General features: G+C 64.6%; 33 protein-coding genes and 1 tRNA gene. 20 read left to right on the top strand and 14 right to left on the bottom strand.

What is annotated here, in order from left to right; all coding sequences use genetic code 11:
- Positions 1-347 precede the first annotated feature (347 nt).
- From ruvB to queC, 10 genes are all read left to right on the top strand, one after another.
- Positions 348-1,388 carry a Holliday junction branch migration DNA helicase RuvB gene (gene ruvB, locus AC5P5S_RS15340; RefSeq protein ID WP_005410754.1) on the top strand — a complete coding sequence of 347 codons (1,041 nt, stop codon included), beginning with the start codon at positions 348-350 and terminating at the stop codon, positions 1,386-1,388.
- Positions 1,378-1,809, top strand: coding sequence for a tol-pal system-associated acyl-CoA thioesterase (gene ybgC / locus AC5P5S_RS15335; RefSeq protein ID WP_062605806.1), 432 nt, complete (start codon positions 1,378-1,380; stop codon positions 1,807-1,809). Before ruvB ends, ybgC begins: the two co-directional genes overlap by 11 nt.
- Positions 1,810-1,819: 10 nt before the next feature.
- Entirely contained in the window at positions 1,820-2,599 is a 780-nt protein-coding gene (gene tolQ, locus AC5P5S_RS15330) for a protein TolQ (protein WP_005410752.1), read from the top strand.
- Positions 2,600-2,623: 24 nt separating this feature from the next.
- On the top strand, positions 2,624-3,052 hold the full coding sequence (gene tolR, locus AC5P5S_RS15325) for a protein TolR (RefSeq protein ID WP_005410751.1): 429 nt from the start codon (positions 2,624-2,626) through the stop codon (positions 3,050-3,052).
- On the top strand, positions 3,042-4,097 hold the full coding sequence (tolA, locus tag AC5P5S_RS15320; RefSeq protein WP_005410750.1) for a cell envelope integrity protein TolA: 1,056 nt from the start codon (positions 3,042-3,044) through the stop codon (positions 4,095-4,097). The genes tolR and tolA overlap by 11 nt, the downstream gene beginning before the upstream one ends.
- Positions 4,098-4,380: 283 nt before the next feature.
- A complete protein-coding gene (tolB, locus tag AC5P5S_RS15315; RefSeq protein WP_062605809.1) occupies positions 4,381-5,700 on the top strand; it encodes a Tol-Pal system beta propeller repeat protein TolB in 1,320 nt (439 codons plus the stop codon).
- Between the two features lie 64 nt (positions 5,701-5,764).
- Positions 5,765-6,283 carry a peptidoglycan-associated lipoprotein Pal gene (pal, locus tag AC5P5S_RS15310; protein WP_005410748.1) on the top strand — a complete coding sequence of 173 codons (519 nt, stop codon included), beginning with the start codon at positions 5,765-5,767 and terminating at the stop codon, positions 6,281-6,283.
- 3 nt (positions 6,284-6,286) lie between these two features.
- Complete coding sequence (gene ybgF, locus AC5P5S_RS15305; RefSeq protein WP_005414274.1) at positions 6,287-7,105, top strand: tol-pal system protein YbgF; 819 nt, start codon at positions 6,287-6,289, stop codon at positions 7,103-7,105.
- Positions 7,106-7,244: 139 nt separating this feature from the next.
- Entirely contained in the window at positions 7,245-7,946 is a 702-nt protein-coding gene (gene queE / locus AC5P5S_RS15300) for a 7-carboxy-7-deazaguanine synthase QueE (RefSeq protein ID WP_033832979.1), read from the top strand.
- Positions 7,947-8,024: 78 nt separating this feature from the next.
- Complete coding sequence (queC, locus tag AC5P5S_RS15295; RefSeq protein WP_005410745.1) at positions 8,025-8,690, top strand: 7-cyano-7-deazaguanine synthase QueC; 666 nt, start codon at positions 8,025-8,027, stop codon at positions 8,688-8,690.
- 183 nt (positions 8,691-8,873) lie between these two features.
- On the opposite strand, the gene AC5P5S_RS15290 is transcribed toward queC, so the two are convergent.
- The gene (locus tag AC5P5S_RS15290) at positions 8,874-9,830 is read right to left on the bottom strand and encodes a DUF2268 domain-containing putative Zn-dependent protease (RefSeq protein ID WP_062605811.1); all 957 of its coding nucleotides are present in this window, start codon (positions 9,828-9,830) and stop codon (positions 8,874-8,876) included.
- A gap of 178 nt (positions 9,831-10,008) precedes the next feature.
- On the opposite strand from AC5P5S_RS15290, the gene AC5P5S_RS15285 reads away from it, so the two are divergent.
- Both AC5P5S_RS15285 and AC5P5S_RS15280 read left to right on the top strand, forming a co-directional pair.
- Positions 10,009-10,084 (top strand) — tRNA-Lys (locus AC5P5S_RS15285).
- 154 nt (positions 10,085-10,238) lie between these two features.
- Entirely contained in the window at positions 10,239-11,216 is a 978-nt protein-coding gene (locus AC5P5S_RS15280) for a DUF2971 domain-containing protein (RefSeq protein WP_099470484.1), read from the top strand.
- 35 nt (positions 11,217-11,251) lie between these two features.
- Here the strand turns inward: AC5P5S_RS15280 and AC5P5S_RS15275 are convergent, their stop codons facing one another.
- The 5 genes from AC5P5S_RS15275 to AC5P5S_RS15255 are packed head-to-tail and all read right to left on the bottom strand — an operon-like array spanning position 11,252 to position 14,227.
- Positions 11,252-12,304, bottom strand: a complete 1,053-nt coding sequence (locus tag AC5P5S_RS15275) for a tyrosine-type recombinase/integrase (protein WP_099470483.1) — start codon at positions 12,302-12,304, stop codon at positions 11,252-11,254.
- Entirely contained in the window at positions 12,304-12,516 is a 213-nt protein-coding gene (locus AC5P5S_RS15270; protein WP_227860217.1) for a DUF4224 domain-containing protein, read from the bottom strand. The genes AC5P5S_RS15275 and AC5P5S_RS15270 overlap by 1 nt, the downstream gene beginning before the upstream one ends.
- A gap of 7 nt (positions 12,517-12,523) precedes the next feature.
- On the bottom strand, positions 12,524-12,814 hold the full coding sequence (locus AC5P5S_RS15265; RefSeq protein WP_099470482.1) for a hypothetical protein: 291 nt from the start codon (positions 12,812-12,814) through the stop codon (positions 12,524-12,526).
- The gene (locus AC5P5S_RS15260; RefSeq protein ID WP_099470481.1) at positions 12,811-13,395 is read right to left on the bottom strand and encodes a hypothetical protein; all 585 of its coding nucleotides are present in this window, start codon (positions 13,393-13,395) and stop codon (positions 12,811-12,813) included. Before AC5P5S_RS15260 ends, AC5P5S_RS15265 begins: the two co-directional genes overlap by 4 nt.
- A gap of 55 nt (positions 13,396-13,450) precedes the next feature.
- Positions 13,451-14,227, bottom strand: coding sequence for a hypothetical protein (locus AC5P5S_RS15255; protein ID WP_495276341.1), 777 nt, complete (start codon positions 14,225-14,227; stop codon positions 13,451-13,453).
- Here AC5P5S_RS15255 and AC5P5S_RS15250 point away from each other — a divergent pair.
- Positions 14,226-14,750: a hypothetical protein gene (locus AC5P5S_RS15250; RefSeq protein WP_267257564.1), complete on the top strand. Its 525-nt coding sequence runs from the start codon at positions 14,226-14,228 to the stop codon at positions 14,748-14,750. The two genes, AC5P5S_RS15255 and AC5P5S_RS15250, sit on opposite strands and share 2 nt — an antisense overlap.
- Before the next feature lie 95 nt (positions 14,751-14,845).
- Here the strand turns inward: AC5P5S_RS15250 and AC5P5S_RS15245 are convergent, their stop codons facing one another.
- The 7 genes from AC5P5S_RS15245 to AC5P5S_RS15215 form a co-directional block, all read right to left on the bottom strand.
- Positions 14,846-15,055 carry a hypothetical protein gene (locus tag AC5P5S_RS15245; protein ID WP_267257563.1) on the bottom strand — a complete coding sequence of 70 codons (210 nt, stop codon included), beginning with the start codon at positions 15,053-15,055 and terminating at the stop codon, positions 14,846-14,848.
- Positions 15,056-15,058: 3 nt separating this feature from the next.
- Positions 15,059-15,442: a hypothetical protein gene (locus AC5P5S_RS15240; protein WP_049454785.1), complete on the bottom strand. Its 384-nt coding sequence runs from the start codon at positions 15,440-15,442 to the stop codon at positions 15,059-15,061.
- A gap of 91 nt (positions 15,443-15,533) precedes the next feature.
- Positions 15,534-15,809, bottom strand: coding sequence for a hypothetical protein (locus AC5P5S_RS15235; protein ID WP_495276340.1), 276 nt, complete (start codon positions 15,807-15,809; stop codon positions 15,534-15,536).
- Between the two features lie 94 nt (positions 15,810-15,903).
- Positions 15,904-16,239 carry a hypothetical protein gene (locus AC5P5S_RS15230; RefSeq protein WP_049454781.1) on the bottom strand — a complete coding sequence of 112 codons (336 nt, stop codon included), beginning with the start codon at positions 16,237-16,239 and terminating at the stop codon, positions 15,904-15,906.
- On the bottom strand, positions 16,236-16,535 hold the full coding sequence (locus tag AC5P5S_RS15225) for a hypothetical protein (protein WP_495276339.1): 300 nt from the start codon (positions 16,533-16,535) through the stop codon (positions 16,236-16,238). The genes AC5P5S_RS15230 and AC5P5S_RS15225 overlap by 4 nt, the downstream gene beginning before the upstream one ends.
- Positions 16,532-16,747 (bottom strand): hypothetical protein, encoded by a 216-nt coding sequence (locus AC5P5S_RS15220; protein WP_495276338.1) that lies wholly within the window; start codon positions 16,745-16,747, stop codon positions 16,532-16,534. The genes AC5P5S_RS15225 and AC5P5S_RS15220 overlap by 4 nt, the downstream gene beginning before the upstream one ends.
- Positions 16,744-16,899 carry a hypothetical protein gene (locus AC5P5S_RS15215; protein ID WP_478456688.1) on the bottom strand — a complete coding sequence of 52 codons (156 nt, stop codon included), beginning with the start codon at positions 16,897-16,899 and terminating at the stop codon, positions 16,744-16,746. Before AC5P5S_RS15215 ends, AC5P5S_RS15220 begins: the two co-directional genes overlap by 4 nt.
- Positions 16,900-17,332: 433 nt before the next feature.
- Here AC5P5S_RS15215 and AC5P5S_RS15210 point away from each other — a divergent pair, with 433 nt between their 5' ends.
- Positions 17,333-17,629 (top strand): ADP-ribosyl-(dinitrogen reductase) hydrolase, encoded by a 297-nt coding sequence (locus tag AC5P5S_RS15210; RefSeq protein WP_065186870.1) that lies wholly within the window; start codon positions 17,333-17,335, stop codon positions 17,627-17,629.
- A 9-nt stretch (positions 17,630-17,638) separates the two neighbouring features.
- Complete coding sequence (locus tag AC5P5S_RS15205; RefSeq protein ID WP_155761194.1) at positions 17,639-18,007, top strand: CopG family antitoxin; 369 nt, start codon at positions 17,639-17,641, stop codon at positions 18,005-18,007.
- Positions 18,008-18,098: 91 nt separating this feature from the next.
- On the opposite strand, the gene AC5P5S_RS15200 is transcribed toward AC5P5S_RS15205, so the two are convergent.
- A complete protein-coding gene (locus AC5P5S_RS15200; RefSeq protein ID WP_495276337.1) occupies positions 18,099-18,872 on the bottom strand; it encodes a S24 family peptidase in 774 nt (257 codons plus the stop codon).
- A gap of 208 nt (positions 18,873-19,080) precedes the next feature.
- Here AC5P5S_RS15200 and AC5P5S_RS15195 point away from each other — a divergent pair, with 208 nt between their 5' ends.
- From AC5P5S_RS15195 to AC5P5S_RS15175, 5 genes are all read left to right on the top strand, one after another.
- Positions 19,081-19,305, top strand: a complete 225-nt coding sequence (locus AC5P5S_RS15195; protein WP_495276336.1) for a hypothetical protein — start codon at positions 19,081-19,083, stop codon at positions 19,303-19,305.
- A 469-nt stretch (positions 19,306-19,774) separates the two neighbouring features.
- Positions 19,775-20,089: a winged helix-turn-helix domain-containing protein gene (locus AC5P5S_RS15190; RefSeq protein ID WP_227415979.1), complete on the top strand. Its 315-nt coding sequence runs from the start codon at positions 19,775-19,777 to the stop codon at positions 20,087-20,089.
- Position 20,090: 1 nt separating this feature from the next.
- On the top strand, positions 20,091-20,483 hold the full coding sequence (locus tag AC5P5S_RS15185; RefSeq protein WP_495276335.1) for a helix-turn-helix domain-containing protein: 393 nt from the start codon (positions 20,091-20,093) through the stop codon (positions 20,481-20,483).
- Positions 20,484-20,604: 121 nt separating this feature from the next.
- Positions 20,605-22,470 (top strand): hypothetical protein, encoded by a 1,866-nt coding sequence (locus tag AC5P5S_RS15180; RefSeq protein ID WP_495276334.1) that lies wholly within the window; start codon positions 20,605-20,607, stop codon positions 22,468-22,470.
- A 6-nt stretch (positions 22,471-22,476) separates the two neighbouring features.
- Positions 22,477-24,675, top strand: a 2,199-nt coding sequence (locus AC5P5S_RS15175) for a sialidase family protein (RefSeq protein WP_495276333.1), incomplete at its 3' end; no start/stop codon positions are given.

The raw sequence follows: 24,675 nt of genomic DNA, 5'->3' as shown, positions 1-24,675 counted from the left end.
GATCCGACCCCGAGTTCGGTTCGTTCCATCCAGCGCCATCCACGCACGGTGTGGATCTACCGTGTCGACCAAGGTCGACACCCACCAAGAACAGGCCATGCCATTCCGGCAGATTGCGCAGATCTGTCGAAGGCGGGGTGGGTCCGGTTGCGGGGGGCGTGAGCCGCATGGATGCGGCGACCGAGCTTACATGGACGTACTTGCAGCGTCCCCCGCAACCGGACCCACCCCGCCATCCCCCAGGAAGCCAGCTTTGGCTGTTGCTCCGGCAGTTGCTGTTGCAGTTGCCTCTGCGGGCGCCGGGCGCAGCCCGGCCGAAACCCGCACTTTTGCCGCATAATCAGCACATGACCGACGACCGCATCATCGGCGCCGGCGCCACCCGCGAGGATGACGCCGCCGACGCCAGCATCCGCCCCAAGCGCCTTGCCGACTACCTCGGCCAGGTGCCGGTGCGCGAGCAGATGGAAATCTACATCCAGGCGGCCAAGGGGCGTGGCGACGCGCTCGACCACGTACTGATCTTCGGGCCGCCGGGCCTGGGCAAGACCACCCTCAGCCATGTCATTGCCAACGAACTGGGCGTGGCCCTGCGCGTGACCTCCGGCCCGGTGATCGAAAAGGCCGGCGACCTGGCTGCGCTGCTGACCAACCTGCAGCCGCACGACGTGCTGTTCATCGACGAGATCCATCGCCTGTCGCCGGTGGTCGAGGAAGTGCTGTACCCGGCGATGGAAGATTTCCAGATCGACATCATGATCGGCGAGGGCCCCGCCGCCCGCTCGATCAAGATCGACCTGCCGCCGTTCACCCTGATCGGCGCCACCACCCGCGCCGGCCTGCTGACCGCGCCGCTGCGCGACCGCTTCGGCATCGTCCAGCGCCTGGAGTTCTACAGCGTCGAGGAACTGACCCGTATCGTGCGCCGCTCCGCCAGCATCCTCGGCATCGACTGCACCGCCGATGGGGCAGGGGAGATCGCGCGCCGCGCGCGTGGTACCCCGCGTATCGCCAACCGCCTGCTCCGACGCGTGCGCGACTATGCGCAGGTCAAGGCCGGTGGCCACATCGACGAGCCCGTGGCCCAGGCCGCGATGAAGATGCTCAAGGTCGACCCGGAAGGCTTCGACGAGCTTGACCGGCGGCTGCTGAAAACGATGGTGGACTACTTCGACGGTGGCCCGGTCGGCATCGAATCGCTGGCCGCGGCGCTGTCCGAAGAGCGTGGCACCCTGGAAGACGTGGTCGAGCCGTACCTGATCCAGCAGGGCTTCCTGGTGCGTACCGCGCGTGGCCGCATGGCCACCCACAAGGCCTACCGGCACATGGGTCTGAAGCCGAAGAACCCGCCGCAGGACCTGTTCGCGGAGGTTCCCGATGTCGGTTGAGCCACTATTCAGTTGGCCGACACGCATTTACTGGGAAGATACCGACGCTGGCGGCGTGGTCTACCACGCCCGCTACGTGGCCTTCATGGAACGGGCCCGGACCGAATGGATGCGTTCGCTCGGCTACGGCCAGGAGCGCATGCGCGCCGAGCACGGGATGGTCTTCGCGGTGCGCTCGATGCAGATGGATTTCATCAGGCCGGCACGGCTGGATGACACCCTGCAGGTGAGCGCCCGTTTGGTCCAGCTGAAGAAGGCCAGCATGGTCTTCGACCAGCAGATCCTGCGCGACGGCGAATTGCTGCTGTCGGCCCAGGTCCGCATCGCCGCACTGGACGCGGCCAGTTTCCGCCCGCGTGGCATGGACGAGGCCGTCCTTGCCGTGTTGCAACCCCACCTCCACCCCGAATCCGAACACTGAGGAACAACGGATGATCGCAACGCTCCTGGCCCTGCAGGCCACGGTCACCGAGGCACTGCCGGCCGACGTCAGCAACGCCGCGACACAGACCCTTGCCCAGGCCACCACCGGCGGCGGCATCAACTACCTCGAACTGATGGCCAAGGCCAGCCTGCCGGTGAAGATCATCGTGCTGCTGCTGCTGGTCGGCTCGTTCGTCAGCTGGGTGATCATTTTCCGCAAGGCCCGCGTGTTCAAGCAGGCCACCCGCGAAGCCGACGAGTTCGAGAACCGCTTCTGGTCCGGCGCGGACCTGGGCAAGCTGTACAGCGCGGCCACCGACCGCAGCCGCAGCGTGACCGGCCTGGAAGCCATCTTCGAAGCAGGGTTCCGCGAATACACCCGCCTGCGTGACAAGCGCCGCCTGGATGGCCGCGCACAGCTGGAAGGCGCGCAGCGCGCGATGCGCACCACCTATACCCGCGAAGTGGACCAGCTCGAGCGCAACCTGGAACTGCTGGCCAACATCGGTTCGACCGCGCCGTACGTGGGCCTGGTCGGCACCGTGTTCGGCATCATGGTGACCATGCACGACATGATCAGCAGTGGTGCGCAGGCCGGCATCGCCGCCGTCGCGCCGGGCATCTCCGAGGCACTGTTCGCTACCGCCATCGGCCTGTTCGTGGCGATCCCGGCGGTGTGGGCCTACAACCGCTTCACCACGCGCGTTGAGCGCATGTCGGTGCGGTTCGAGACCTTTGCCGAAGAGTTCAGCTCCATCCTGCAGCGCCAGAGCGCTGGCGACGAGTAAGCGCCTGACCCGGGAGTCCAAGCCATGTCCGCTGCCATCGGTCGCCGCAAGCGCCGCAAGCTGAAATCGGAAATCAACGTCGTTCCCTACATCGACGTCATGCTGGTGCTGCTGATCATCTTCATGGTCACCGCGCCGCTGCTCACCCTGAGCTTCGACGTCGACCTGCCGCAGTCCAACGCCAAGGCGCTGGAGAGCAAGCAGGACCCGGTGATCGTCTCGGTGCGCCAGGACGGCCAGCTCAGCCTGAAGCTGCCCGATGCCAAGGAACCGACCGCCGTGTCGGCCGAGGAACTGGAAGGCCGGCTGGCCGGCATCGCCGCCCAGGACAAGGGCGTGCGCGTGATCGTCGCCGCCGACCGTGCCGTGGCCTATGAAAAGGTCATCGCCGCGATGGATGTGATCAAGCGCGCCAAGGTAGACAAGGTAGGCCTGGCCACCGATGCACGCTGACGCCCTGCCACCCCCGCATCAGCGCGAACCCGGCTGGGGCCTGCCCCTGGCATTGGCGTTGCTGGTGCACCTGCTGGTCGCGCTGGTCTTCATCGTGGCCTGGTTCTGGTCGCCCGAGCGCAACACCGACGCCGCCGCCGGTGATCCGTCGGTCGAGGCCAGCTTGGCGCTGTCCGCGTCGGAGGCCTCCGCTGCGCGCCAGGCCCTGCGCCAGTCGGAAAAGCTGGAAGACCTGCCGCCGCCGGTGGCCGAGCCCATCCCGGTGCCGGAAGACACCATTCCGCCGCCGCAGCCGATCCCGGAACCGCGCCCACAGGACGCCCCCACGCCGCAGCAGCAACAGGCGCAGGAGCGTGTCGCGCAGCCGGATACCAAGGATCAGGAAGCGGTGAGTGCGCTGGCCATCTCCCAGGAGAAGGCCAAGCAGGAACAGGAAGCCAAGCGCCGCCAGGAACAGATCGACCTGACCGAACGCAAGCGCCAGGAAGAAGCGGAGCAGAAGCTGCGCCTGGCCAAGCAGCAGGAAGCGGACGAGAAGAAGAAGCAGGCCGAGCAGGAGCGCGTGGCCGCTGACAAGGCCGAGGCCGAGAAGCAGAAGAAGATCGCCGAGATCCGTGCCCGCCGCGAGCAGGCCGAGAAGGAAGCCAAGCTGGCCGAGCAGAAGCTGCGCCAGGTGGCCGCCGCGCGCAATGCCGCAGGCAGTGCCGCTGCCGGTTCCAGTGGTGCCTCGCAGCCGGCCGCCGGTGGCGGTGGCAACAGCGACGACCTTTCGGCCAAGTACGCAGCCGCCATCCAGGCCAAGGTGCTGTCGCAGTGGGTGCGCCCGGATACGGTGCCGTTGGGCCAGCGCTGCCAGATCACCATCACCCAGATTCCGGGTGGCACGGTGATGCAGGCCAAGGTCAGCCCGAACTGCCCGTACGACGAGGCCGGCAAGCGCTCGATCGAGGCCGCCGTGCTCAACGCGCAGCCGCTGCCGTACCGCGGCTTCGAGTCGGTGTTCGCACGCACGCTCAACTTCACCTTCACCGCCCAGGATCGCTGAGGCGGGCAGGGCAGGGTGGCTCTCCGCTGCCCGCGTCCACGGATGTCGCGCTTGCCTCTGGCAGGCCAGGTCTCGACCGGGCAGGCTGTGGGCTGCTGTCGAACACCGCCCCGCAGGGCGGCGTGACGGGGCAGACGGGCGCGATGTTAGCCACGACGTTAACGGTGCGTGAGAGGACGGGCTGGAACTGACCCGGAATTCACGTACCCTTGGTTCATGATTGCGAAGCGGTTCACTGCCGCTTTGTTATCCCTCGTTCCGGTTTCCCCCTATTGAGCGCTCCATGAAAAAGATGCCTCGCTGGCTTGCCGTGTTTGCGGCCCTGTTGCTGCCCTTTGCTGCCGTCGCGCAGCAGAAGGGGCTGGATATCGACATCATCGGCGGGAATGCTTCCGCGCTGCCGATCACCATCGTGCCGATGCCTTACCAGGGGTCGTCGGCTGCACCGCAGACCGACGTCGCCGGCGTGGTCCGTGCCGACCTGGAGCGTTCGGGCCAGTTCCGTACGCTGCCCGAAGCGCAGATCGTCGAGAAGCCGGTGCGCGGCGGCGACATCCAGTTCGCCACCTGGCGCGCGCTGAAGCAGAACTACATCGTGGTCGGCCGCGTGCTCGACGCCGGTGCCGGTGCCTACCGCGTCGAGTACGAACTGTTCGACGTGCCCAAGGGTGAGCGCCTGCTGGGCCTGGCGATGACCGCCCGTGGCAACGCCATGCGTGACGTCGCCCACCAGATGGCCGACGCCATCTACGAGAAGATCACCGGCATCCGTGGCGCCTTCTGGACCCGCATCGCCTACGTGACCGCCAGCGGCAAGGGCGACGCCATGCGCTACGCGCTGATGGTGGCCGACTCCGATGGCTTCAATCCGCAGACCATCGTGCGCTCGGCCGAGCCGCTGCTGTCGCCGTCGTGGAGCCCGGATGGCAGCAAGCTGGCCTATGTCAGCTTCGAGCGTGGCAACTCGGCGATCTACATCCAGAACATCGGCACCGGCGCGCGTGAGCTCGTCACCAGCTTCCGAGGCATCAACAGCGCCCCGGCGTTCTCGCCGGACGGCCGCAAGCTGGCCCTGACCCTGTCGCGTTCGGGCAACCCGGAAATCTACGTGATGGACCTGGGCAGCAAGCAGCTGACCCAGCTTACCAACCACTTCGCCATCGATACCGAGCCGACCTGGGCGCCGGACGGCAGCGCGGTGTACTTCACCTCCGACCGCGGCGGCCGTCCGCAGGTCTACAAGGTCGGCGCGGGCGGCGGCAGCGCCGAGCGCGTGACCTTCCAGGGCAACTACAATGCCAAGCCCTCGGTGTCCTACGACGGCAAGAAGATCGCCGTCGCCCAGGGCTCGGGCAACAGCTACAAGATCGCGGTGATGGACAGCTCGCTGGGTTCGCCGCGCTGGAGCACGCTGTCCCCGGGCTCGCTGGATGAATCGCCGAGCTTTGCGCCCAACGCGAGCATGGTGTTGTACGCCGCCCGCGAAGGTGGCCGTGGTGTGTTGTATGCCGTCTCGGCCGATGCGCGGGTTCGCCAGCGCCTGGTCCTGGCCGATGGTGATGTGCGCGAGCCGGCATGGTCCCCATACCGTACCCAGCGCTAAAAGAGTGTTAATATTTTCGTTGTCTTGAACCCCTCATCGGCCTAGGAGCCACAAAGGTATCGCCATGAACAAGTCCACCCGCGTTCTGCTTGTTTCCCTGCTGTCTGTGGCCGTCCTGGCCGGTTGCTCGAAGAAGGTGAAGGAAGAGCCGGCAGCCCCGGTCGACACCGGCACCTCGACCACCACCCCGACCGGTCCGTCGACCTCGGGCCTGTACGGCCCGGGCGACCTGGATACCGACGCTTGCCTGCGCCAGCGCGTTGTCTACTTCGACCTGGACAAGGAAGACGTGAAGCCGGAATTCCAGGCCATCATGGCGTGCCACGCCAAGTACCTGCGTGACCGTCCGTCCTCGCGCATCACCCTGCAGGGCCACACCGACGAGCGCGGTTCGCGCGCGTACAACCAGGCCCTGGGTGAGCGTCGTGGCAACGGCGTCAACTCGGCCCTGCAGGCCAACGGTGGCTCGGCTTCGCAGCTGACCGTCGTTTCCTACGGTGAAGAGCGTCCGGTCTGCACCGAGTCGAACGAGTCCTGCTGGTCGCAGAACCGTCGCGTCGAAATCGTCTACACCGCGCAGTAATCCATGCGCATTGGCATCAAACTGATGCTGGTCGTTGCGGCAGCCCTCGTGGCTGCCGCACCGGCGCATGCACAGCGACAGAGCCTGGCTGACCGTGTCGGCGCGCTCGAGCAGCAGATGTACAACAACAGTGCCAACCAGGACCTGTTGAACCAGATCAACCAGCTGCGGCAGCAGGTCACCAGCCTGCAGGCCTCGATCGAGCAGTTGCAGCACGACAACGCCCAGCTCAAGCAGTCCGCCCAGGACCAGTACCTGGATCTGGACAGCCGCCTGAACCGGTTGGAAGGGGGCAATGCCGCCCCGGCCCTGCCGCCCGTTCCGGCGAGCGCGCCGAAGGCCGCACCGGCCCCGGCAAAACCCGCAGCGGCGGCCACTTCCGAGCGGCCGCCTTCCGTCCATGGTGATGCCGGCAGCCTTGCCGCCACCGGCGACGAGCGCACGTCCTACAACGTCGCCTTCGATTCGCTGAAGGCCGGCAAGTACGATGATTCGGCGCAGCTGTTCCTGAGCTTCCTGCAGCTGTACCCGAACGGCGTCTACGCGCCGAACGCGCTGTACTGGCTGGGCGAGAGCTACTACGCCACCCGCAATTTCCCGATGGCCGAGACCCAGTTCCGTGAACTGCTCGCGCGCTATCCGACCCACGACAAGGCCGCTGGCGGCCTGCTCAAGGTTGGCCTCTCGCAGTATGGCGAGGGCAAGGTCGACCAGGCCCAGCAGACGCTGGAGAGCGTCGTGGCGCAGTACCCGGGCTCGGACGCCGCGCGCACCGCCCAGGATCGGCTGCAGTCCATCCGCCTCGGCAAGCAGATCCGTTGATCCGCTGACCGGGCGTACAATGCGTACCCTGGCGCCGGGCTGATTTCCGGCAGCCTCCTGTAGAGCCGAGCCCATGCTCGGCTGCTTTCGTTTCCGGCGCCGATAAATCGGTCGCCCGTCCCATGAAGAATTGTTTGCCATGACCGCCGTTACCCCGTCCAACGCCGTCGCTACCCCCAGCGACATCGTGCAGTCGCCGCTGCCGCGCCTGAAGATCACCGAGATCTTCACCTCGCTGCAGGGCGAAGCCGATACCGCCGGCTGGCCGACCGTGTTCGTGCGCCTGACCGGCTGCCCGCTGCGCTGCCAGTACTGCGATACGGCCTATGCCTTCCATGGCGGCACCTGGTGGGACATCGACGACATCGTGGCCGAGGTGCTGGCCCAGGGCGTGCGCCACGTCTGCGTGACCGGCGGCGAGCCGCTGGCGCAGAAGCGCTGCCTGGTGCTGCTGCAGAAGCTGTGCGACGCCGGCATGGACGTCTCGCTGGAAACCTCCGGCGCGCTGGACGTCAGCGCGGTGGACCCGCGTGTATCGCGCGTGGTCGACATCAAGACGCCGGGGTCTGCCGAAGTGGCGCGCAACCGCTGGGAAAACCTGCCGCTGCTGACCGCACGCGACCAGATCAAGTTCGTCATCTGCAGCCGCGAGGACTACGACTGGGCCAAGGCCCTGGTCGCCGAGCACGAGCTGGTGAAGCGCTGCACCGTGTTCTTCTCGCCCAGCAAGGGCGAGGTCACCGCGCGCCAGCTGGCCGACTGGATCGTCGAAGACCGCCTGCCGGTGCGCTTCCAGATGCAGTTGCATAAAATCCTGTGGAACGACGAGCCGGGCCGATGAGCCCGCGCGGCGTTCCCTGATGTAGCTCCGGCGCGGGACAGCGTGCTGGCTTTCCCCTCCCAACCGGATGTTTTACCCATGAAGAAGGCAGTCGTGCTTCTCTCCGGCGGCATGGATTCAGCCGCCGTCATTGCCATGGCCCAGGAACAGGGCTTTGCCGTGCATGCCCTGAGCGTGCGCTATGGCCAGCGCCATACCTCCGAACTGGATGCCGCCGCCCGCGTGGCCAAGGCCCAGGGCGTGGTCGCGCACAAGACCGTGGACGTGGACCTGCGCAGCATCGGCGGCTCGGCACTGACCGACGACATCGACGTGCCCGAGGCCGGTGGTGCCGGCATTCCGGTCACCTACGTGCCGGCACGCAACACCATCATGCTGTCGCTGGCCCTCGGCTGGGCCGAAGTGCTCGGCGCCAACGACATCTTCTGCGGCGTCAACGCCGTGGATTACTCCGGCTATCCGGACTGCCGCCCCGAGTTCGTGGCCGCGTTCCAGGCGCTGGCCAACCTGGCCACCAAGTCAGGCGTGGAAGGTGCGGGCATCAAGGTACACGCGCCGCTGCAGTTCCTCAGCAAGGGCCAGATCGTCAGCGAAGGCGTGCGCCTGGGCGTGGACTTCGGCCTGACCGTGTCCTGTTACAACGCCGACGCCAACGGCGCCGCCTGCGGCCACTGTGATGCCTGCCGCCTGCGCGCGCAGGGCTTCGCCGAAGCCGGCGTGCCCGACCCGACGCTGTACGCCTGACCGCCCCTGGTAGTGCCGGCCGCTGGCCGGCTTCCCTGATGGGTGTGAATTCCCAGATGGTGGGTGCGAATCGCTCCCTCGGTGGGTGCGAACCGTTGGTTCGCACTGGCTGACTCGCCGGGCAGGTCTGACTCTGGTGGGTGCCAACCTTGGTTGGCACTGTCCGCCAGACACGGCCCGGCGCTACCGCTGCCGCAACCACCCCGATGCTTCAATAAACGCCCGCACCGCCCCCGGATCGGCATAATCCAGCTCGATCATCCGCGCGATCCCAGCCTTCTCATCCTTCTGCTGGCGCATGTACTCCTGCGCGATACGGTAGCCGGCGTAGTACCCCACATCACTCACCCCGAACGGATTACCGGCGCTGTTGTACAGCCAGTTGTCCAGATCCCCGCCGTCCATTTCAGCGACGAAACGCGTGCGGATTTCCGCTTCGTGCGCGGGCCCGTAGCTGTACAGCGGAAGCGCCGGCCGACGCCCACTCAGCCGTTCGGCCACATACTCCGCCACGCCTTCGCGCACCGCGTACTGCGCCAGGCTGCCGGTAGTCTCGCGCTGCTGGGTATGCACGTACTCGTGCAGGTTGTTCTGCGCGTTGTTCGCCCCCGGACGGCTGTCGTAGAAGATCCGCAGGCGGCTGCGCATCGGCTCCGGTAGCTCGCTCACGTCCACGCGTTCATCGCCCAGCGCCATCTCCGCACCGATCAGTACCTTGTCACCCAGCGTGGTCCCGCCAGTACGCAGCACGCCCACGGCATAGGTGATGGTGGCCGGGCGCAGGGCGGGGTAGAGCGTGCGGAAGGCGGCCAGGTCCCGTTCCAGTGTGGCGCTGGCCTGCTGCGCGTTGGCGGTCAATGGGCGTACCGACGTCCAGAAGCGCGGCCACGCACGCATGGCCTCGGCGTATTCGCGGGCGGTGTAGTTACGGACCTGCCTCAGCGCATGCAGGCCGGGGCTGCCTGGATCGATGTAGCGCTCCTGCACCAGTGCGACCTGGCGTTCAACGCCGGGCTCGGCGCGCACAGCGTCATAAGTGGCCCAGAAGCGGCCGATGTCGTCGGTGACGACCTGGGATGGGGCGGCCAGTGCCGCACAGGGCAGCAACAGGGCGGCAATGAGGCAGAAGGGCAGGCGCATCCGTGGCTCCGGGCAGGAATCACAGCTGGGATGCGCGTGAGGCCCAGAAGGTTTAAGCGGGCTCACCAGATCGGGTAGTGCCGGCCGCTGGCCGGCAACCTCGACGCACCAGGGTTTCACCCGGCCCGGTAAAGTAGGGTAGAATGCCCACCCCGCCGAAAGGCTGGGGCAGTGCAATGGGCCGTTAGCTCAGTCGGTAGAGCAGAAGACTTTTAATCTTTTGGTCGAAGGTTCGAATCCTTCACGGCCCACCATTGCGAGACAAGGGTTTCGGAGCGATCCGGAGCCCTTTTTCTTTTCCGCAATGGGACATTATTTCCGCAAAGCTCGTCCGATCTGCTGGGGGCGGCTTGTCTGGTCTTCGCTGCTCTGCGAGAGTTCGCGGACCAGTGAAGCCTTGAGGTCCGTATGACAGTTCGAAGCGCTGAATCGATCATTGAGGGCCTCTGGGCCGACCTTACCTCTGATCTCGATCCTTCGAAGCACTTTCCAGCCGTCACCCCCAAGCTTGCGCATTACACTAGCTTGTTCGTGGCTGAAGCCATCATCAAAGGTGATGAGTTCTGGATGTCACACCCGTTCGTCATGAACGATCATGAGGAACTACGGTGGGGCTTGATAAACGGAACTGATAGGTTCTTTGATAGTAGGGCGATCTCACAAGCCGTCTCTTCGGAAGACCAGTACCGAGTAGTGATCGAAGCGCTCCAGGAAGCGAGAGATCAGGACGGGACGACCTACTCATATGACACCTATATTGCTTGTTTCAGTGAGCATGAGCCCGGAGATCAAGACGGCCTGCTATCGATGTGGCGAGCCTACGGGGCTGATGGGGGAGGTGTAGCCATAGTCTTCGATTCTTCGAAGCTAGTGGAGGACACGAGCTCACCATTGGTCATCGCTCCTGTCGAATACCGCTCGACGGAAGAGCGATTTGCTTGGATGGATTGGGCAATCGCAAAGACCGCAGATGCCATCAGGGCGCTCGGGCCTCAAGCAGATGCATCTCAACTCAGGCGAGTAGTGTGGGCCTACTACGCTCGTCTCCGCAGAGCTGCTCTATTCTCGAAGCACAAGACGTTCAGCGAAGAAAAGGAATGGAGGGTTGTGTACGACCCGACTGCGGACGATACAGGCGACCAGTATCAGGCGTTGATGAGCTACGCGATCACCCCTAAGGGGATTCAGCCCAAGCTGAAGCTTAGGCTGGGAACGAAGTCTGTCGGCAAACCGCTGCATTTGGAGGAGATCGTAGAGGCGATTCTGTTGGGGCCCACTGGCGGTTCAGCAATCGCGCAGCATGCGATGAGGCGCTTATGCACCGCCGCAGGGAAACCACGACTTTCTGGCAAGGTACATAGCTCTCGCACTCCGTACAGGCCGTGAGGGGGCCGTAGTTCCATTGCCTGTTACGCCCCAACTCACTTTGTTGGGGACACCTTCTCCCCCTTCCTTTTTCTTGTGTAGCTCTCGGTCATAACTACGGACGCGTGTCCCAGCTGGCGCTGTGCTTGGCGAATGTCCGCTGCCGCATCGGCTTTATCGGTTCCGGCTTTTGCGCGCAGATCACGGAACTGGAACTCCACCTTGGGAACGCCTGCGCGCGCGCGCGCTGCGTCGAAACGGCTCCGCAGCTGACCCTTGCTCAGGGGTTGGCCATACTCATCCAGAAGCAGCGCTGTGTGCACGATCGCAGCACCCTTTTGCTTGCCTCGCCGCTTGAACGTCCTGGCGCTGAAGCGCACGAGTAGTTCGGCCAGCTCCCCTTCAATCGCAATGCGCAGCTTGTGCCTCGTCTTGCTCTGGCTGATGTGCAGGAAGCCATCGCGCACGTCGCGTCTATCCATGTTGAGTGCGTCCGAAGGGCGCTGACCGGTGAGATAGGCCAGATCCAGCGCGTCTCTCAGCGGCTGATCTGCTGCATCCCACACTGCCCGGTAGACGTCGTCTTCGACGTATACATCGCGGCCTGCTTCGCCGTAGCCACGCACACCCTTGCAAGGGTTCTCCGCGTCGGTGAAGCCCCATTCCCTGCACTTGTTCCACAGATGGCTCAGCAGCGCCTTCTCGCGGTTGGCGCTGACCATGGCCACCGTCCCGTTTTTGGTTCGCCAGTCCAGATACTGACGAACGTGCAGCGGCCTGATCTTGGCCAGCGGCGCAGGCGGATTGCAGAAGAATTCTTCGAGTTTCGCCAGCTCCGCCAGATTGACCTTGGCCGTTGATGCGCGCTTCTTCGGGATGACCAATTGCTTGTACCGCTTGGCTGCATCGCGAAAAGTAACGATCTCCGGCACAGCAGCCTCGGTCGCCATCAGCTCGGCCCACTTGCGCACAGCCTCTGGATAACTCTTACCCAGCGCTGTTTCGCGGCGCGGCTTGCCGCCGTGGTCGAAGAAGTAATACGTGGTCTTGCCCCGCACACGCTTCCGCATGTGTGGGATAGCACCTGGATCCTTAGAGCGTCGTCCCATTAGGCTGCGGGCCTCATAGCGTTGCTTGACCAAGCGCCGTCTGCCTCGGGCGCTTTCTTCGCCGAGCCATCGACTGCCGACCACATAACCACCGGCCATCCGGCCGCATTGATGGTATGCGGGATGCCATTGCGGGCCAGATTCTGAATCTGCCTGCGCTTGGTGTGTGCGCCTGTTAGCTCGGCCACATCGCCGTGTGCTCCAGGGCGCATGATCTTTTCAGCCACCGACACGGCGCACCTCCCGTGGCGAACCCAGGAGCGGCAGCTGCAGCACGTTCTCCGGCAGCGCCGGTTGCCCTTTGCGTGCGCTGCGCGCCGGACGGTTGAGCCGGCGCCACGCTGCGATGGCCTTGTCCGGATCGGCATGCTTGCTGGTCGCCCTGCATGCGCACTCGACCAGGTGGCCCCCGCCGGCGGAAGCGCAGCGCTTGTCGTGGATGTGGCGCGCTCGGTGGCCGGCGGCGCAGTTCGGCAACCCTTCCGGGTGGCTGATATGTTCCTGGGTCATGGCTTGTTGCACTCCTCGATGTGGGCCTGGAGCTTTTCCAGGAGGAAGGCGGCTTGCGCTGCACGGTGGCGGCGGTCGTAGGCGTTGAGGTTGGCCGGCGCGTCCCTGAGCCACTGCAGTGGCTGGACCAGCCAGGACGGGTCGAACGGGAGCAGGGTGCGCGGATCGACCTTCTTGTCCGGCGGGAAGCAATCCGGGCCTGCCCAGTCCTGGCTCATGCCGCAGCGTGTGCACTCATTGCGCTGGAAGTCGTGGACCTTCTCGGGCTGGATTACGCGCGGTGTCTCGAACAGGGCGCGGACAACCAGGCCGCGCTGCTGTGCGCCGTACACGTGCCCTGCGTCGGCCTGCATCCAGCAGCCAGGCCGGTGATCGTCCTTGTTGCGGTACTCCCAGCGCACTGGCTGAGCGGTGTAGAGCGCTTTCAGCAGGGTGTCAGCCCAAGCGCGCACCTGGTCGGCTGCAACCGGGTCACCGGCAGGGTCGATACGTCGCATGGCAGAGACAACCGCGGCGACAGGCGACGATGCCTTGGTGGCCTCGACGGCCGTGGCCGCGGAAATGGGCAGTGGTGCGGTCATGCTGTAATCCTTCAGTTCGTGGCCAGCGCAGCGCGCAGCTGCTCGGTGGCGGTGTTCATGCAGCTGCAAACAGATCGACAGGCACGGTGACCTGCGTGCGGTTTGCTGCCTTCGTTTCGAGGATGTGCCCCCCCCACTGCTGGGCCATGGCCGCGGCAATCGCCGGATCGAAGCGCGAGCGCTCCTTCTCGCGGTCCGGACCTGGTGGCATCAGGTGGCAACGGGCCTCGATCTTCCCGTGCTGCTCGATCACCTGGGCCTTTGTGTGGGTTGCCACCAGCGCCGGTAGGTTCTTCAGCCAGAGCGTGGCGCCCTTGGTGAAGGGGCTGCCGAAGTCGTACGGCTGCACAGTCTGCGTCGGCCGGCCCAGAACGCTCATGGCCAGGCCATGCGGCTTCGAGTTCTCCGCGGCGATGAACTCTACGGGCGCTGCCATCAGGTCGGCGAACAGCAGTGCGCCCTCCAGGAAGTCACGCATCCGGTTCGGGTACTTCGGGTGCCGGCGGCGGTCAGGCTGCGGCAGCGCGGTGTCGTCCGGGTGGTACATCCAGCGGATACCGGCCAGCGTGTTGAAGGTACAGTAGGGGTGGGCCACCATCGCCAGCCAGCGGCCGGCCTGCAGGTGGTTCCGCACGTCGTCTTGGATGTGCCAGCGCGGATCGCCTTCGCTAGGACGAAGATCACACGAGTACGCATCGAAACCGAACGCGCGGAAGGCTGACGCCACGGTGTCGCTGTACTCGCAGGCCACAAGGATCGGAAGGAGATCAGGCATGAACTGACCCCCGAAAATTTGGGTATCTTTGTGGCAGGCGTTGAAGGGGGCGGACATGGAACTGGGCAGCGTTGCGGATTGGGTGAGTGGTGCGGGTTCGATGGTTGGCGTAGCGGTGAGTGTTTGGCTGTTCTTTCGCTCCCAGCGCGATGCGCGAGCGGCCGCAGCTGCCACGGCAAGAAATGCTGCCTTGGTAGTTCTTCCTGAGTTCAAGAAGGCCGAGAGGACTCTTACTTGGGCGCTCACACAGCTTGATGGCGGGCGCAAGCCAGGCTTCATAGGCACCGACGAGTCGGGAGAGGACTTTGGTGTCGGGTATCTTCGTGAGAGGTTCGCCGATCTTGAGAAGGTCCTGCCTTCGATAGGGCTGCTGGGGGCGGCGGGTCATGCCGCGCAGAGCGCTTACTACCATTTCAGGGAGCTCAGCGAAGATTTGGGCGAGTACATCGCGCCCGACCACTGGTTTGATGACCCAGTGACCTACGAGGGTGAGGCGTGGGTTGCTACGTACGCATTGTTGAAGCGAACCCAAGAAAAGATGCAGCGCGCCGTTGCGGATATGGTGCGATTGCTGCAATAGACGTTCGCAGTAGTTCGTGAGCGTTTGGTAGTAACTGCTCGCCGCCTCGGTCTTGATCAGCGCCATCACCGCTAGGTGCTCGCGATCGTCTGTCATCACTGCATGTCCTTGCTGTTGGTGGAGCGCGCGCCGCGCGCCCTGGCTTCAAGTTGTTCGGCCACGCCGAGGTAGTAGGCGTGCCGTTCCAGACGGATCGATTCGGGGAACTGGAAGTGCTTCAGCGACTCTTCCGCCTGCACGCGCCAGGCGGCTGCCTCGCGCGCTGGGTCGTCGTCGAAAATGTCCATCTGGACCGGCTTGGCCATGGGTCAGTGCTTGTCGACGGCGCGATGGCGGCTGTAGCCGACGCCTTCGATGGGGATGCCGCACCAGGTCATGCCGTCCAGAGCAACGGGCTCGGGCTTGGCGTCGCGCCAACGCTCCTTCGACCCGGCTTTGCGACGCTCCTGCCACTCGGCCTTTGCTTGGTCGCGATGGGGCTTCTGCATGCGAGCCCGGACCCGTCGCTGGCAGTGCATGAGGTCCTGGGCCTGCAGGACGATGCGTGCGGGCTTGTGCCCCTTGGCCACGGTGTAGCCCTCGACGTAGCTGGCGACCTGTTCGCGGATCAGTTCGATCCTTGGGCGCTCGCCGTTGTCCAGCTTGGGGAACTCGGGTTCGGTGTGGAAATCGACAACGACAGAAGTGGTCATGGCAGATCTCGATGTGGAATGGGTTGCCGGCTGTTGGAACCCGGCCGGCGCGGGTTCCCTGCGCTACAGGGGGAGAGCGCAGGGCAGGGGATTAGTGGGTGTCGTCGGTGCAGACTGGAGCGGCTGGCGGCCCAGGGTTCCGCACGGGCGGCTTCCAGCCTTCCCGCCGTTGTTCGCGACGGCGACTCATTGCCGTGGCGAACGGTGGCCATGCCGCGCGGATCTCGATGTAGGCGATGACGGCCCACAGGATTGCTGCGACCAGGAAGGCGGCGCCGAATCGCGAGCTGACGCCGTTGGCGAATGCTTCGCCGAGGGCGACCCCGAGGAACACGACGCAGAAGAAGGGCAGGGCCAGGTGGCGCATTACTCGGTCTCCTGTTCGCTGGTGCGCTCGGCCGGCGCGGGCGGGGTGATGGGCGGGATGCCGACGGCCATGGCGGCGAAGAAGTCGTGTTCGGTCACGGCTGGCCGCCTATAACGCGAACGCTCGGCTTGCCGGCGACTTCGACGGACGGGTAGAACACGCGGTACTTCCCGGTTTTCAGGTTCTTCGTGCGCACATTGATCGAAGCCCACGGCCTTCCGTTGACGCTCATGTGCAGGTGGACAGTGGTGCTAACGATCAATGCCTCCCGTTCGACCGGCGGGTGGCCATAGCGCTGTGAGCGAACGATGCAGCGCGCACCTGGTGGGTATGCGTCCCAGCCGGCATCAAACGCGTCCATGGCGGCGCCTTCCAGCACCGAGAGATGAGTGTCCAGAGCCGGGTGATCGTCGCGATACTGACGGCTCATTCGGCCCCGCCTTGGGCGCTTGCGCCCTCGGTGGATGCAATGAACGCCTGCAGCTTCTTCCGGCTTGCAGGCGGGACTGCGATGTAGGTACGGCCGGCAATAACGTGATGCTGGCCAGCGGTCTCGCTGAAGGTCGGCGCGGCATCCGCAGCTGCGAACATGACCATGGCCTTGGCGCCGTGGGTGCGGCGCCAGCCTGAGACACTCCAGCCGCCTTCATCCTTCATGGCGCGCAGGCGCATGCCGCAGCCAGGCACTTCGATGATGGCGAAGCTCGGGGCGTTGGGTGCGCTCATGCAGCACCTGCCTGCACGCGCGCTGCGCGGCGAGCGGCGGCGACAGCACCTGCAGCGCTCTTGCCCTGCCGTAGGACGGCATTGGCGGCGATGCTCGCGGCGACGACGACTTGGTAGGGGAGGAGGCCCCAGCGGCGCCCGGCGCGGGCGACGATGCCTGCGGCTGCAGCGGCGCGCTGAGCGTTGGAGTGGTTGGCGAGGGCGGCGCTCATGCGGCGGCATCCTGGAGTGCAGCGCGCAGCTGCTTAGCTGCTGCCTGCAGCTGGTGCGCGTGCTGCTCCGCCTCGTCGGCGGTGAGGTGCAGGCGGGCAGCGCCCATGTCTGCGATGACGCGTTCGCTGACGTGGTCAGCGGTGACTTTCATCTCTGCCGATCGGCAGCCCAAGGAAAGGGTGGCCATGCGTGATCTCCTGCGCCCGGCCCCGGGATGGGGTGGTGGTGGTGGGCGACAGCGCAAGACTACGGAATACCGTAATGCCATGTCAAACGGAATTCCGTAGTGAATTATGAATCTACGGAATTTGGTTCATGAACGGCTCGACCACCCCTGCAAGTGATACGGCTGAGCCAGGCTGCAACAATGGCTGGACCTCACCTCTACCCGTTTAACGTTAAACAGGCCCCAACTCGGGTAACCCAAGACGTGACTTCGTGCACAGGCGGATCACCTGCCATCAGGTATGGTGTATATACAGAGCTGATGCTAGGCACATATATGTATGAACCCCAAAGGAGGGGGCTTGTATATACGGGCGTGTGCTAGCTAGAATGCTCCGCTCAGCAGGGAGGGCCATGGAATGGTGAAGATCGTAATTTCCAAGGAAGTGAAGAAGAAGCTGGAAGAGAAGCACGATGTCAACGAGGCCGAAGTCCATCAGTGCTTTTCCAACATGACAGGTCAGTTGCTGATCGATACCAGGGAGGATCACAAGACCGATCCTCAGACCGTATGGTTCATCGCCCCGACGAATAAGCGGCGGCTGTTGAAGGTCTGCTATGTACCGAAGGGCGACTTCTACCTGCGAACTTGCTACCCGCCGAATGAGACCGAATTGAGGATCTATCGGAAGTACGGGCAACCCACAGACTTTTGAGGAAGCAACATGAACACGCACATGATTGATCAGCAGATCAACGCCGCCTGGGACGATGGCGAGTATGGGCGTAGCGAGGAGCACGTGGCCGTCGCGCCGCAGAGCGTGCAGAACGATTTCAATCAGGCAATGGCGATGAAGCTGGTTTCGATTCGCCTGCCAGTACCCCTCATTGAGGGACTGAAGATGATCGCGGAACATCATGGGATCGCGTATCAGCCCATGATCAGAGACCTGCTGTCGCGCTTCGCGACTTCGGAAGTGAAGGAGATCATGGCCGATCTGCAGTCCAAGATGAGTGCGGCCCAGGCAGACGAAGAATCCAGCCCGCCTGTCGATTCTTTTATGCAGAAGAAGGTTGCCTGCGGAGGCATGTAACTTCACCGCTACGGTTCACAAAAAGCCCCGCTTCGGCGGGGCTTTTTTTGGTTGTCCCAAATTGGGACGGTAGTGAGAATTTCTTCGCTACTTAGAACTTCCGCAGGCCTGCATGGATCAGCGCCTTCCCTAGGATGCTCACGTCGCCCGGATCCGGACGGTAGGCCGGGAAGTCGGTGTTGACGCTTACGACGTAGAGACCGTCGCCGCGTTTCTGCAGCATCTTGATCTGCGTCTCGCCCCCGATGTTGATCAGGTAGTAGTCGTCGCCATCGAAGTAGTCGCAGCTGGTGTCGATCCAGACAATGTCGCCGTCTTCGAGCTTGGGCTTCATCGACGGCCCGCGGCCGGTGATGATCTGGATCCTGCCTGGCTTGGGTAGGTAACCGAGCTTCCTGCGAACTTCCCATTCTGCGACCTCGATGGTCTTCACCACCTCTGGGTAGTCCTGGTTGACCATCCCTGCGCCCATTCCCGCACCCCCTTCGAACAAGTCGAAGCGAACATAGCCGGGTGGCGTCTCAGTCTCCGAGAACGATGCGACGGGGACCCCATCGCTGCCCTTGGGGCCGCGCCCGGTTTCCAGCCAATCGGTATGGACGCCGAGCCGAGCGGCGATCTTGTGGAGGGCGGTGCTGGATTTCGATAGGCCCAGTTCAAGATTCGAAAGAGTGGTCGGCGCGATGCCGGCGAACTTCGCCAGCTCACCGCGACTGATCCCCTGGGCTTCGCGCTCTGCGCGAATTCTTGTGCCAATAGTCTCCATTTCATCATTTGAACGGAACTCCGTAACGGAATGCCGTTGACTGGCGCCTACGGAATACCGTAGTGTGGTCGGTATGGACAAATCTTGGGCTTCCATCATCGGTGAGCTTCAGTCGGCGGGCATGACGTATGCCCAGATCGGCGAGGCGATTGGCGCAGCTGGATCAACCGTAGGTGATCTCGCCACAGGGCGATCACAGTCTCCACGAGCTGCTAGTGCCTTTGCGTTGCTGAAGTTGCATTCGAGCCGGTTCCTCCAAAGCGGTTCGGCGGAAGGCGCAGCCATTCGCCACCTGGTTGACAGTCGCATGAGCAAGCGCGCGCTGCGCGCTCGTCTGGGTATTGCCAGCGACAGGCACCTGGCCACTTTGCTGCAGCTTCCGGCCGAACAGGTGGAAGCGTGGCCGGAAGACGGTGCGTTGCCCGCGCTGCCGCAGATCCAGCGCCTGCTCGGCGGAGAGCCCAAACCGCCTGATCCCGTAGCACCCACGGATTTCGACCATGACCGAATCGTCCCGGTTGATGCGGCCTGACTTGCCGCGCGCTGTAGCAGTTCGTTTCACAACTCCCTCCTGAACTCTCATACGGATATGTACGCAGATCCTTCGAACCTTCGTGACAACCCGATCAAGGTCCGGTTCAACGACACGGAAAAGGCCTTGATCGATGCGGCAGCGAACTTCAACGGGCGTCAGCCCGCGGTGTTCGTTCGTGACCTGGTGCTGGCCGGCCTTGCCGCGTTGGAACAGCGTAGCCCCGACCGTGATGTGGCCTGAAGGACCCAACGAGTCCCTGGGGAGGGTCCATGGAAATTCAGCTGTCGCGCGACCAGCGAAAGCAGCTTGATCAATACGCGGCCTCGCGGGGGATCACTCCCGAGGAGGCTGCAACAGAGCTGGCACGCGGCGAACTTGGGCGCCGCTACCGGCTCCCGAGAAGTAACGGCGAAGTTGTCCCTTTTCAGGGCCTGAAACGTCCCGAAGACTCCACGAGGTAGTACCGATGAGCAGCACGCTCGCGCGCTCCACTGATCCGCACACCAGCCATGCCGCCGCTGCCGACCTCGTCGCCAGCGGAGCGCTGCGCGTCCAGCACGCCAAGACCGAGGCTGCTGTGATTCGCCATCCTGGCCAGAGCAGCCTGCATCTGTCGACGCTGACTGGCCTCGATCGCCACATGCTGGGTCGCCGACTGCCTGAGCTGGCCCGCGAGGGACGCATTTGGCGCGGCCCAACCGCGCCGTGCGCAACCACCGGCAAGCCTGCATGCACCTGGTGGCCGGTTGCGCCGGGCGAGAACCTGATGCTGGGGCTCTGACATGTCGACCATCATCATGTCGCAGTGCTGGCCGCTGCAGGGCCTGAGCGTCACGCAGAAGGCTGTGCTGATATCGCTGGCTGATCAGGCCAACGACGACGGTGTGTGCTGGCCGGCGGTGGGCACCATCGCCGCTCGCTGCTGCATGTCGGCGCGCGCTGTGCGCACGGCAATGGATCATCTGGAGGCCGTTGGCCTGCTGACCCGTGACCGCCGGTTCAACAGCAGCACGGTCTACAAGGTCACTCCGGCCAACTTCGACAAGGCCGCTGCGCCGTCGAAGGCTGGCCGCAAGGCTGGAAAGGCAGGTACTGCACCGGGCGCAGGGGCTGCGCCCCATGCAGGGGGTGCGCCCGCTGCAGGAGGGGATGCGCCCCCTGCAGGATGCCGCTGACGCCATGGCCGACTTCGTTGCCGGCGGCATGCGGGACTTCGACAACCTGTGGGACGACCTGAAGGATGCCGCCAAGCGCGGGCTGCGTGACCTGGCCCGCGAGTTCCTGCAGCAGAAGCTGGTGATCCCGATCCAGACGCAGATCCTCAACGGGATGAACGGGCAGGGGGGTGGCTTGAACCTGCAGAGTCTGATGGGGTTGTTCGGCGGCAATGGCTCTGCGGCCGGCGGCCAGAACGTGAGCACGGTGGCCGGGCTGCTTTCCAAGGGCCAGGGCCTGTTCGGGTTCGGCCGTTCCGCCGGGGCCGCAGCGGGAACCCTGACAGGCTTCGGCGACGTGACCAGCATGGCCGGGATGACCGGTTCCAGCTTCTCCGGGTTGATCGGTGGTGGCAGTGCAGGAGCCGGCGCAGGTGCGGCGGGTGCAGGCGCTGCTGGCTCAGCAGCGGCGGCGGTCCCCATCATCGGCTGGATCGTCGCCGGCATGATGAAGAACGCCCAGCTGTTCGACCAGGGCTGGAACATCGCCAACGGTGAGAGCTGGGCCGGCAAAATCGCCACCGCTGGTGCGGTCGGCTTGGCCGACAAGGGGTTCCGTGCTCTGGGCTTCAACGACAAGGTCGCGTCGATCCTGTCCGGCTCCAGCATCCACGCCAAGCTGTTCGGCCGTCAGGCGCCCAAGGTCACCGGGCAGGGCATCACCGGTAGCTATGGCTTCGGCGGGTTCGACGGCCAGAGCTATGCCGATATCAAGGCCAAGGGCGGTCTGTTCCGCAGCGACAAGAAGTGGACACAGTTCGGCGCGCTGGACCCTGGCATCGATCGCACGTTCGATATGGCCGCGCGCCAGGTCCGCGGTGCTGCAACCGATCTGGCCAAGCAGCTGGGCGTGGATCTGACCCAGAAGCTCGGCAGCGTGAAGGTGGACCTGGGGAAGCTCCAGTTGTCGGCCGACTCCACTGAAGCCAAGGCGCAGCTGGAGGCATACCTCAGCGACATGACCAATCGGTTGTACACCGAGGCGGTCAAGGCGGCGGGGTTCGGTGGCCAACTCGACGGCTACTTCGAGGCGTCGGATGTGTTCACCGCGCTCAGTGCGTCGATCGCGCTGGCCGTTGGCAACGCCGATGAGTTGGGCCGGGCGCTCAACGGCCTGGAGGTCGACAAGGTCAACAAGGCGGTCGACTACTTCCAGGATCTGGCCGCCGTCGCAGGCACGGACCTGGCCACCCAGGTGCAGAAGGTGACCGGGCTGCTCGGCAACTACGCCAGCCTCATGGCCGACGTGAGCACTCAGCTGATGACGGCCAACCTGACGCAGTACCAGTCGCAGGCACTGTCGATCGAGCGCACGTATCGCCAGCAGGTGAAGTCGGCAAACGACTATGCCAAGGCGCTCGGCTTGTCCGGCGCTCGGGCTGAGGACCTGGCCAAGATAGAGGCGCTTCGTGCCACCAACATGGGCAAGCTGCAGGCGCAGATCGACAAAGACAAGAAGGCCATGCAGTACGGCCTGTCGATCAGTGACCTTTCGCCGCTGACGGACCAGGAGAAGCTGGGCGAAGCGATGAAGGAACTGGAGCGGGCGGTGTCCGGTGGCGACACCAGCGCCGCGCAGGCGGCCGCACAGGCAGCGCTGGGCTTTGGTCGGAATCTCTACGCCAGCGGGCAGGATTACAACAGCCTGTACGGCCGCGTGAGCGGCCTGATCGACGGCATGAAGGTCGGCGACCTCAACCAGACGGACGGCACGAGCATGGGGGCGCTGGCGGACGCGATCGAGGCGCTGCCGGACAACTTCAGCCGGGCCGTGTTCGACCTGGTCGTTAACAACGACGCCCAGACACAAACCACCGCCGCCGTGCAGCAGAGCAACGCTCTGCTGGCAGAGCAGAACCAGCTGCTCCGCCAACTCGTGTCCACCACTACCCAGGGCGTACGCAACGCCAGCAGTTCAGCGCTGCGCGAAGCACTCAACGCGAGGTAATCAGCAATGCAAGCAAGGAAACTCACGCTGGTGGAAATCGGCGTGGGCGGGCTGCCGTCCGCGTCTCCGGTGGCGCCGCGCTTTTCCACGTGGTTCCCGGTGCCCTTCAAGGCGCCGGACGTGCCGCCGGCGAATGGGGTCAATCCTACGCCGGTGGCCGACGGCGTCGTGCTCGAATGGGACGCCGTCGATCTGGAGGGCGTGATCTACGTCATATCGCGCAGCGATAGCCAGGACGGCCCTTGGACGGAGATCCACCGCACCACCGAGACGCGCTATGTCTATAGCGACGGCAGCGGCAAGACGTGGTGGTTCCAGATCACCCCGACCGTTCGCGGCAAGACAGGCACCGGAACCGTGGTGGGCGCTGTACCGCCCACCACTTCGAAGGACCTGGCCGAACAGCAGGCCAAGCTGGCGGCGGAGATCAGTGCCCGCATCCAAGCGATCGCAGACGAGGCGGCGGCACGCGCTGCCGGGCTGGCGCAGGCTGCACAGGACCTGGTCGCCGAGGCACTGCTGCGGCAGCAGGGCGTGACCGAGGCTATGCAGGCGATCAGCGCGGAAGCCCAAGCAAGAGTCGACGCCATCCTGAATGAAAAGCTGGCGCGCGAAGCGGCGATCACCCAGGAACAGCAACTGCGGCAGAGCGCCGACGAGTCACTGGCCCGCTCGGTGTCGGAGGTTGCCGCCGGCAGCGGCACGCAATTCGACAGCATCAAGATCTGGCCCTTCAACCAAACGACTGACGGGTGGATCGGCAACGGCCCCCCGACGCTCGTGGATGGCTGGCTGCGGCCCGCCAACCATGCCACCGCGCCATGGGTGCAGTCGCCGGTGGCCTTGGCCGTCGACGGCAGCGCCTATCGCTTCGTCAAGCTGCGCGTGAAGCGTGTGGGCAGCCCGGCGTGGGGCGGATCCCTACAGTGGATCACGACCACGGATCAGGCATGGAGCACGCAGAAGCGCGCCGTCATCCCGGAGCCGGCGTGGGACGCCAGCGGAGTGGCCACCGTGGACGTGCAGGACATAGCCTGGTGGCCGGCTACGGTCGACGCTATTCGCCTGCAGCTGGGCACCGAGCAATCGGTGGCCAACTACTTCCTGATCGACTACGTCGCTGTCGGCCGCCCGCAGCCTGGGGCGTCCGTGGCGGTGGTTCAGGCCGAAACGGAGGCCCGGATCTCGGCCGATGCTGCCGAGGCTGCCCAGCGCAACACGCTGGCGGTGCAGATCCGAGGCAACTACACCGGCTCGGACCCGCTCCAGTTGACCTCTGGCCTGGCGTACGAGGAGCTGAAGGCCCGCGTTGCGGCAGATGCCGCGCAGGTGCGGCGCATCAGCACCATGGAGGCCAGGATGCCCGCGGGGGATGGGGCGCTTGCTACTGCTGCTTCGGTCACATCGCTCGAGGAAGCCACGGCGACCACAACCGGTGCGCTGGCGCAGTCGATCACGACCATCAATGCCTCGCTGCCGGCGATCATTGACCAGGGCAACAACAACGCTCAGGCGATATCGGATCTCAGCACCAAGGTTACCCAGCATGACGAGACGATCACGTCGCAGGCAGGGCTGATCACCGCTTTACGCAGCGATGTGACCGATTTGGCTGGAACAACTGCGGCCAACACCACCGCCTTGCAGCAGCTGACGACGCGCGTCACGACCGCCGAGGACAAGATAGAGACGACCTCGCAGCAGATCACCCAGCTGCAGACCGGCGTTGATGGGGTGAATGCCAAGGCAGATGCCAATGCCGCTGCAATCCAGGGGCTCACCGCGACGGTCACTCAACAGGGCCAGAAACTGGAGGCGACGGCTCAGGACTTGACCAGCCTGAAGACGCAGGTTGGCGACGTGAACGCAACCGCGTTCAACCAGCTCCAGACCACGGTGATCCAGCAGGGGACCACGCTGGATGCGACTGCGCAGGACCTGGTGAGCCTGAAAACACAGGTGGGGGATGTATCGGCGAGCGGCTTCAATCAGCTGAAGACCCAAGTGACGGAGCAGGGGCAAGCGCAGGCGTCTCAGGCGCAGCAGATATCGGGCATACAGACTTCGCTTGGCGGAAAGGCTGACGCATCTGTCGTACAGACGATGGAAGCTCGGGTGAAGACGTTGGGAGGTGGCGGCAATCTACTGCGCACTGCAACGATGACTGGATCACTAGATCCAGCGTGGTTCACGCGCTGGGCCACT

It is taken from the genome of Stenotrophomonas sp. YJH_SMC_54, from assembly GCF_059368435.1.
This window is presented reverse-complemented; position numbering and strand designations above follow the sequence as displayed.

What these genes read in the sequence shown, in the direction of transcription:
- ruvB (WP_005410754.1), top strand. Translation starts at nt 348, where the DNA reads ATGACCGACGACCGCATCATCGGCGCCGGCGCCACCCGCGAGGATGAC.
- ybgC (WP_062605806.1), top strand. Translation starts at nt 1,378, where the DNA reads ATGTCGGTTGAGCCACTATTCAGTTGGCCGACACGCATTTACTGGGAA.
- tolQ (WP_005410752.1), top strand. Translation starts at nt 1,820, where the DNA reads ATGATCGCAACGCTCCTGGCCCTGCAGGCCACGGTCACCGAGGCACTG.
- tolR (WP_005410751.1), top strand. Translation starts at nt 2,624, where the DNA reads ATGTCCGCTGCCATCGGTCGCCGCAAGCGCCGCAAGCTGAAATCGGAA.
- tolA (WP_005410750.1), top strand. Translation starts at nt 3,042, where the DNA reads ATGCACGCTGACGCCCTGCCACCCCCGCATCAGCGCGAACCCGGCTGG.
- tolB (WP_062605809.1), top strand. Translation starts at nt 4,381, where the DNA reads ATGAAAAAGATGCCTCGCTGGCTTGCCGTGTTTGCGGCCCTGTTGCTG.
- pal (WP_005410748.1), top strand. Translation starts at nt 5,765, where the DNA reads ATGAACAAGTCCACCCGCGTTCTGCTTGTTTCCCTGCTGTCTGTGGCC.
- ybgF (WP_005414274.1), top strand. Translation starts at nt 6,287, where the DNA reads ATGCGCATTGGCATCAAACTGATGCTGGTCGTTGCGGCAGCCCTCGTG.
- queE (WP_033832979.1), top strand. Translation starts at nt 7,245, where the DNA reads ATGACCGCCGTTACCCCGTCCAACGCCGTCGCTACCCCCAGCGACATC.
- queC (WP_005410745.1), top strand. Translation starts at nt 8,025, where the DNA reads ATGAAGAAGGCAGTCGTGCTTCTCTCCGGCGGCATGGATTCAGCCGCC.
- AC5P5S_RS15290 (WP_062605811.1), bottom strand. Translation starts at nt 9,830, where the DNA reads ATGCGCCTGCCCTTCTGCCTCATTGCCGCCCTGTTGCTGCCCTGTGCG.
- AC5P5S_RS15280 (WP_099470484.1), top strand. Translation starts at nt 10,239, where the DNA reads ATGACAGTTCGAAGCGCTGAATCGATCATTGAGGGCCTCTGGGCCGAC.
- AC5P5S_RS15275 (WP_099470483.1), bottom strand. Translation starts at nt 12,304, where the DNA reads ATGGGACGACGCTCTAAGGATCCAGGTGCTATCCCACACATGCGGAAG.
- AC5P5S_RS15270 (WP_227860217.1), bottom strand. Translation starts at nt 12,516, where the DNA reads ATGCGCCCTGGAGCACACGGCGATGTGGCCGAGCTAACAGGCGCACAC.
- AC5P5S_RS15265 (WP_099470482.1), bottom strand. Translation starts at nt 12,814, where the DNA reads ATGACCCAGGAACATATCAGCCACCCGGAAGGGTTGCCGAACTGCGCC.
- AC5P5S_RS15260 (WP_099470481.1), bottom strand. Translation starts at nt 13,395, where the DNA reads ATGACCGCACCACTGCCCATTTCCGCGGCCACGGCCGTCGAGGCCACC.
- AC5P5S_RS15250 (WP_267257564.1), top strand. Translation starts at nt 14,226, where the DNA reads ATGGAACTGGGCAGCGTTGCGGATTGGGTGAGTGGTGCGGGTTCGATG.
- AC5P5S_RS15255 (WP_495276341.1), bottom strand. Translation starts at nt 14,227, where the DNA reads ATGTCCGCCCCCTTCAACGCCTGCCACAAAGATACCCAAATTTTCGGG.
- AC5P5S_RS15245 (WP_267257563.1), bottom strand. Translation starts at nt 15,055, where the DNA reads ATGGCCAAGCCGGTCCAGATGGACATTTTCGACGACGACCCAGCGCGC.
- AC5P5S_RS15240 (WP_049454785.1), bottom strand. Translation starts at nt 15,442, where the DNA reads ATGACCACTTCTGTCGTTGTCGATTTCCACACCGAACCCGAGTTCCCC.
- AC5P5S_RS15235 (WP_495276340.1), bottom strand. Translation starts at nt 15,809, where the DNA reads ATGCGCCACCTGGCCCTGCCCTTCTTCTGCGTCGTGTTCCTCGGGGTC.
- AC5P5S_RS15230 (WP_049454781.1), bottom strand. Translation starts at nt 16,239, where the DNA reads ATGAGCCGTCAGTATCGCGACGATCACCCGGCTCTGGACACTCATCTC.
- AC5P5S_RS15225 (WP_495276339.1), bottom strand. Translation starts at nt 16,535, where the DNA reads ATGAGCGCACCCAACGCCCCGAGCTTCGCCATCATCGAAGTGCCTGGC.
- AC5P5S_RS15220 (WP_495276338.1), bottom strand. Translation starts at nt 16,747, where the DNA reads ATGAGCGCCGCCCTCGCCAACCACTCCAACGCTCAGCGCGCCGCTGCA.
- AC5P5S_RS15215 (WP_478456688.1), bottom strand. Translation starts at nt 16,899, where the DNA reads ATGAAAGTCACCGCTGACCACGTCAGCGAACGCGTCATCGCAGACATG.
- AC5P5S_RS15210 (WP_065186870.1), top strand. Translation starts at nt 17,333, where the DNA reads ATGGTGAAGATCGTAATTTCCAAGGAAGTGAAGAAGAAGCTGGAAGAG.
- AC5P5S_RS15205 (WP_155761194.1), top strand. Translation starts at nt 17,639, where the DNA reads ATGAACACGCACATGATTGATCAGCAGATCAACGCCGCCTGGGACGAT.
- AC5P5S_RS15200 (WP_495276337.1), bottom strand. Translation starts at nt 18,872, where the DNA reads ATGATGGAAGCCCAAGATTTGTCCATACCGACCACACTACGGTATTCC.
- AC5P5S_RS15195 (WP_495276336.1), top strand. Translation starts at nt 19,081, where the DNA reads ATGAGCAAGCGCGCGCTGCGCGCTCGTCTGGGTATTGCCAGCGACAGG.
- AC5P5S_RS15190 (WP_227415979.1), top strand. Translation starts at nt 19,775, where the DNA reads ATGAGCAGCACGCTCGCGCGCTCCACTGATCCGCACACCAGCCATGCC.
- AC5P5S_RS15185 (WP_495276335.1), top strand. Translation starts at nt 20,091, where the DNA reads ATGTCGACCATCATCATGTCGCAGTGCTGGCCGCTGCAGGGCCTGAGC.